The organism is Synechococcus sp. H70.1 (assembly GCF_047502705.1).
Taxonomy (GTDB): domain Bacteria; phylum Cyanobacteriota; class Cyanobacteriia; order Thermostichales; family Thermostichaceae; genus Thermostichus.
Genome location: NZ_JANSIV010000170.1, coordinates 53,164 through 55,563, shown reverse-complemented (window position 1 = coordinate 55,563; position 2,400 = coordinate 53,164). Strand labels below are relative to the sequence as shown.

2 protein-coding genes are annotated in these 2,400 nt (G+C 56.2%); one reads left to right on the top strand and one right to left on the bottom strand.

Features of this window, described 5'->3' with window-relative positions; translation table 11 throughout:
• Positions 1 to 153: 153 nt before the first annotated feature.
• Complete coding sequence (locus NW827_RS11240) at positions 154 to 1,734, top strand: NAD(P)H-quinone oxidoreductase subunit 4 (RefSeq protein WP_414360004.1); 1,581 nt, start codon at positions 154 to 156, stop codon at positions 1,732 to 1,734.
• A gap of 128 nt (positions 1,735 to 1,862) precedes the next feature.
• Here the strand turns inward: NW827_RS11240 and NW827_RS11235 are convergent, their stop codons facing one another.
• Positions 1,863 to 2,042: a hypothetical protein gene (locus NW827_RS11235; protein WP_414360001.1), complete on the bottom strand. Its 180-nt coding sequence runs from the start codon at positions 2,040 to 2,042 to the stop codon at positions 1,863 to 1,865.
• Positions 2,043 to 2,400: the final 358 nt, after the last annotated feature.

Genomic DNA, 2,400 nt, shown 5'->3' with positions numbered 1-2,400 from the left:
AGATCCTTTAGGCGCTCTCCATGACAAGCGTTGGAGAGGGGACCTAGATCTGCGCTCTGGCGCAGATTTTTTTGTAAATCTCCCTTTCCATTTGTTTACATAGCTTCATATTAGTGAGATATTGAGCATAAGTACTTATTCCCATTTCCAGTCATGAGCAGTTCTCTTGAGTTTCCCTGGCTGTCAGTCCTGGTGCTCCTGCCGCTGCTGGGTGCCTTTGGAATCCCCTTGATCCCCCAGAGCCGCTGGGTGCGTTGGTATGCCCTGGCGGTGGGGGCTTTGGATTTGGGCCTGATGGTCTATGTTTTCGGGCAGCGCTACGACTTGCGGGATTTTTCGCTGCAACTGGCAGAACGCTACGCCTGGGTACCCCAAATTGGGTTTCACTGGTCGCTGGCGGTGGATGGCCTGTCCTTCCCGCTGGTGTTGCTCTCGGGCTTGATTACGACTTTGGCGATGGTGGCGGCTTGGGAGGTAGCCCAGAAGCCGCGCCTGTTTTTCTTCCTGCTGCTATTGATGTATGGCGCCCAGGTGGGTGTGTTCCTGGCGCAGGATCTGCTGCTTTTCTTCTTGATGTGGGAGATCGAGCTGGTACCCGTTTATCTTCTCATCTCCATTTGGGGTGGGCCGCAGCGCCAATACGCCGCCACCAAGTTCCTCCTCTACACCGCTGCCGCCTCTATTTTTATTCTGGTGGGATCCCTGGCGATGGCCTTCTACGGCGAGGGCTTTAGCTTGGAGATGGCAGAGCTGGGCGCAAAATCCTACCCGCTGGCCCTGCAGGTCTTGGCGTATGCGGCTTTCCTGATTGCCTTTGGGGTGAAGCTGCCCATCTTTCCGTTTCACACCTGGCTGCCGGATGCCCATAGCGAAGCCTCGGCGCCCATTTCGATGATCTTGGCTGGGGTGCTGCTCAAGATGGGGGGCTACGGCCTCATCCGCCTAAACCTGGGCCTACTCCCGGAGGCCCATGTGTCCTTTGCCCCGGTGCTGGCGGTGTTGGGCACAGTAAACATCATCTACGGGGCCCTGGGGGCTTTGGGGCAAAACCACCTCAAGCGGCGCCTGGCCTATTCTTCCATTGCCCACATGGGCTTTGTGTTAATCGGCATTGCCACTTTTACAGAGCTAGGCCTCAACGGCGCCCTGCTGCAGATGATCTCCCACGGTCTCATTGCGGCGGTGCTCTTCTTCTTGACAGGGATCACCTACGAGCGCACCCACACCCTTGCTCTCGACAAGCTGGGCGGCCTGGCCCAGCAAATGCCTAAAACCTTTGCCCTGTTTACAGCAGGAGCTTTGGCCTCGTTGGCGCTGCCGGGGATGAGCGGCTTTGTGGGTGAGCTGACGGTGTTGCTGGGCTGGACCACCAGCGATGCCTATGCGCCGGCCTTTAAGGCAGGGGTGGCCCTGTTGGCGGCGGTAGGCCTCATTCTTACCCCCATCTACTTGCTCTCCCTGCTGCGGCAGGTGTTCTATGGAGCTCAGGATCCCGGGCTGGTGCTAGAGGAGTATCTAGGGGATCTGCGCCCGCGGGAAATGGCTGTCGCCCTCTGCCTGCTCTTGCCCATCCTCGGCATCGGCCTCTACCCGCGTTTGGCTACTCAGACCTATGACGTGACAACAGTGGCAGTGGCAGCCCACTTGCGCAGTGCCTTGCCGACGGAAATTGTGCAACGACCTCTCCGACCCCTGCAGACGGCTCAGGTAGCGGCTTTGCCCCCGACCGATTAGAGTGGGTCGGGAGCCCCGCTTTTGCCTTCAACGGAAGAGCTGTTGCTTGAGAAGTCCAGCTCTTCTTTTTTATTTCGAGGTTAAACGTGGGAGGGGGGATGTTTTAGGCTGGAGTTCGCTTCTGGCCCCTAGCGAGGATCAGAATGAATGGAGTTGCGTTCGCTCAGGTTGAGCTGCACTGCCAACCACCAAAGGGTAACGTCGGAGTAAGTTGCCCTCTGCTTCAGCCGGAAAATAGAATGAACCGGATTTTGGCTATCAATCATCCACTCGGAAGCAATGATTTGGCTCCGTTCGCGGGCGTTCATTTTTTTCTCTCTCCCCTCACCAACTCAAGACCTGGGATAGCTAATATTTTAGGATGACGAATTGATGGGGGAGCGTGTGAAAAAATATATTACGCAGGGATCCCCAGGAATAGATAACTTTCTTAGCAATTTGGATCACAGAGGCTTCTCAGTTGAGAACCTGCTGGCTGAGGAGCTAAAAAACTTCGCAAAAAGTGAGGGATTGAGCAGGTGAGCCATCCCTATCTTCACAAGTCTTAAGACTTGGAAAAGCTTAACTCTCTCCTTCGGCAGCCGCCTGGAAGGGCAGTTTTTCAGAAAGGCTCCCCCTCTAGGAACCAGCGGCCAGCCGATCCACAATCTCCTCGTGGGAGAGGCC

Bases quoted from the DNA above. Each gene is read 5' to 3' on its own strand.
- NW827_RS11235 (WP_414360001.1), bottom strand. From the start codon at position 2,042: ATGAACGCCCGCGAACGGAGCCAAATCATTGCTTCCGAGTGGATGATT.
- NW827_RS11240 (WP_414360004.1), top strand. From the start codon at position 154: ATGAGCAGTTCTCTTGAGTTTCCCTGGCTGTCAGTCCTGGTGCTCCTG.